Source organism: Pseudoalteromonas atlantica, assembly GCA_007988745.1.
Lineage (GTDB): Bacteria > Pseudomonadota > Gammaproteobacteria > Enterobacterales > Alteromonadaceae > Pseudoalteromonas > Pseudoalteromonas atlantica.
On the sequence record BJUT01000105.1, the window covers coordinates 1 to 2,275 of the forward strand.

Annotated in this window: 4 protein-coding genes; all 4 read left to right on the top strand. The window is 36.4% G+C overall.

Going from position 1 to position 2,275, the window contains the following annotated elements; genetic code table 11:
• Window positions 1-144: 144 nt before the first annotated feature.
• The 4 genes from PAT01_RS19815 to PAT01_RS19830 all read left to right on the top strand — a co-directional run bounded on the left by PAT01_RS19815 (window position 145) and on the right by PAT01_RS19830 (window position 2,107).
• On the top strand, window positions 145-489 hold the full coding sequence (locus PAT01_RS19815) for a VOC family protein (protein WP_154946052.1): 345 nt from the start codon (window positions 145-147) through the stop codon (window positions 487-489).
• A 115-nt stretch (window positions 490-604) separates the two neighbouring features.
• The gene (locus tag PAT01_RS19820) at window positions 605-1,144 is read left to right on the top strand and encodes a hypothetical protein (protein WP_024032200.1); all 540 of its coding nucleotides are present in this window, start codon (window positions 605-607) and stop codon (window positions 1,142-1,144) included.
• A gap of 121 nt (window positions 1,145-1,265) precedes the next feature.
• Entirely contained in the window at window positions 1,266-1,778 is a 513-nt protein-coding gene (locus PAT01_RS19825; protein WP_154946053.1) for a hypothetical protein, read from the top strand.
• Between the two features lie 119 nt (window positions 1,779-1,897).
• Complete coding sequence (locus PAT01_RS19830; RefSeq protein WP_154946054.1) at window positions 1,898-2,107, top strand: hypothetical protein; 210 nt, start codon at window positions 1,898-1,900, stop codon at window positions 2,105-2,107.
• Window positions 2,108-2,275: the final 168 nt, after the last annotated feature.

Here is a 2,275-nt window from a genome sequence, read left to right on the forward strand (position 1 = left end):
ATTAAAAATAATTTTCAGTTAACTAATTGTTTACAGGTGTTTATTTGATGGTTAAGATAAATGCGTTGTAATATATGGACATTTGTCGGTTTATAAAACGACAAATGTCGTAGACAAAATTGTTAGCTGCCTTTGGAAAGATTCATGGATGTAATAGATATAAAAACATTTGTTCCAAGTAAGGATTACGAGATTTCTAAATCTTTCTACTCGGAAATTGGATTCAAATCAGAATACGTAACCGATGACCTCACGCTTTTTGAAAACGGAGATTGCCTTTTCTTTTTGCAGCGCTTTTACAATGAGGACATGGCCAAGAACTTCATGTTGCAAATCTGCGTTTCAGACATATACGATGCGTATGAGATATGTTCTAAGTCGGAAAACAAATCCAAGATTATGCCAATACAACAAGAATCTTGGGGCAAAGTTTTTTATTTATGGGGGCCAGTAGGTGAACTGTTGCACATTACGCAGTTGGGCAGCTAACAAAACGCTCAAGCCACTCCCTTCGGTCGCTGGGACGCCAATACGCGGGGCGGCTGCGCCATTATGCCCCACGTATCTGCGCCCCTTAGCTTAAAGTTAGAGCTACAAGGAAATTATGAGTATATCTAAACTATTTTTTATTCTATTAACTTTAGGACTTATGGGATGTGTTAACCCTCATGTTAAGCCTAATTTATCAGCTACCGAATTAACTAATGGCGGCATCGCTTATTTTTCAACTGCTTCAATTGAAGAATGTACAGTACATAGTGTTTATTTAGCTCTTAAAAAAGAATCGGATGAAAAAATATTAAACTTAGCTAAATCACAGTTTTTTGTAACGAATCGATATGTAGAAAAAGATTACCCTGAATCAAGAGGTTTATTTCAAATAGTATCATTGCCTGCTGGCTCATATGATTTTTGGTTCGAGCAGAGGCATCCAATGCTAGATGTAGATTACGAAGAGGTTTTATCTCCATTTAAAATCGAAAAAGGAGAGGTTAAATACCTCGGTGAAATACGAGTGGATGGTTGCCTCGATATAGCAGTAAATATTGGTGATGAATACGACAGAGATACAAGTAAATTAAAGTTGCTTTATCCTGAGATAGGTCAATTAAAACCATCAAAAGAGCTTATAAAGCTAAAGTAGTAATGTAGCTCTAACAAGTTGCTTAAACGGACAAAAAACAGTTGGCTTTTGCTCGTTCCTCGCTGATTTTAGCCAACTATTTTATTGCCTCTTAACGAGGCGTTAACTCTCTGAGGAAGTCATGGAAGAAGCTGGAAGTTCTCTTAGTCCAATCATAAGCGGTTTGATTGGTGGTGTTATTGCCACTTTAATGGTGGTATTCGCAAAAAACAAAAGCGAAAGAGTCGGCGATGCTCGTCAATTAACCTTTGGAATACTTTTTAAAGCATTCGCTTTTCTATTGGTTCCTTTTACTTTTTTTGTTTTATACGCTATTTCACAATCCTATGAAGGACAAGAAATAGCTGCGAGTCTTGTTGGATTAGGTTTTCTCTTAGGTTCAATTTTCTTCCCGTATCAAGCATTCTTTATCGAATTTAGTTATGACGATAAAAATGTTTATTTTAAAAGCCCCATAGCAGGAAACAAAAAAGTTAGTTGGAATGGGTTGCGAAAAGTTGGTTACTCTTGGTTATTGCAAGCTGATTATATTGTTGTCGATGGGATAGGAAGGATATGGTGTTCTAATATGCTTCAAGGCTATGGCGAGCTAATGGAGTTTTTAGCTGAGATTGATAAGAACAACGAGAGTTAACAAGCTGTTAAACAAGGACAAAATACAGTTGGCATTTGCTCCTTCGTCGCTTAATTGTAGCCAACCATATTTTGCCTATTAACAGGGCGTTATGTGTAATTTGAATTTGAAGGATTAGGATGGACGCAAAACAGGGATTAATCATTGCCAAGCGAAAAAACGAAGATCGCAAAGCCCAAGCTGACTTAGAGAGAAAGAAAAAGGATTTAGCTCTGAAGGAGGAGGCAAATAAAATATCTTCCAGAAACACTTTTTTGGCTCTTGGTGCGTTAGTAATTTCTTTCGCTAGTTTGCTACTTTCAATAGTTGCCCTCTTAAAAAATGGTTAAACATGGCATTACACATAAAACCAATAAACTAGACACCCATCTTAAATTTTGCACTTAACGCAATTAGAGGCTAGCTTTAATTTAGTGAAAAAGAAATAAACAAGACACCCATCTTAAATTTTGCACTTAACTCAATTAGAGGCTAGCTTTTGTTTAGTGCAAAAAAAA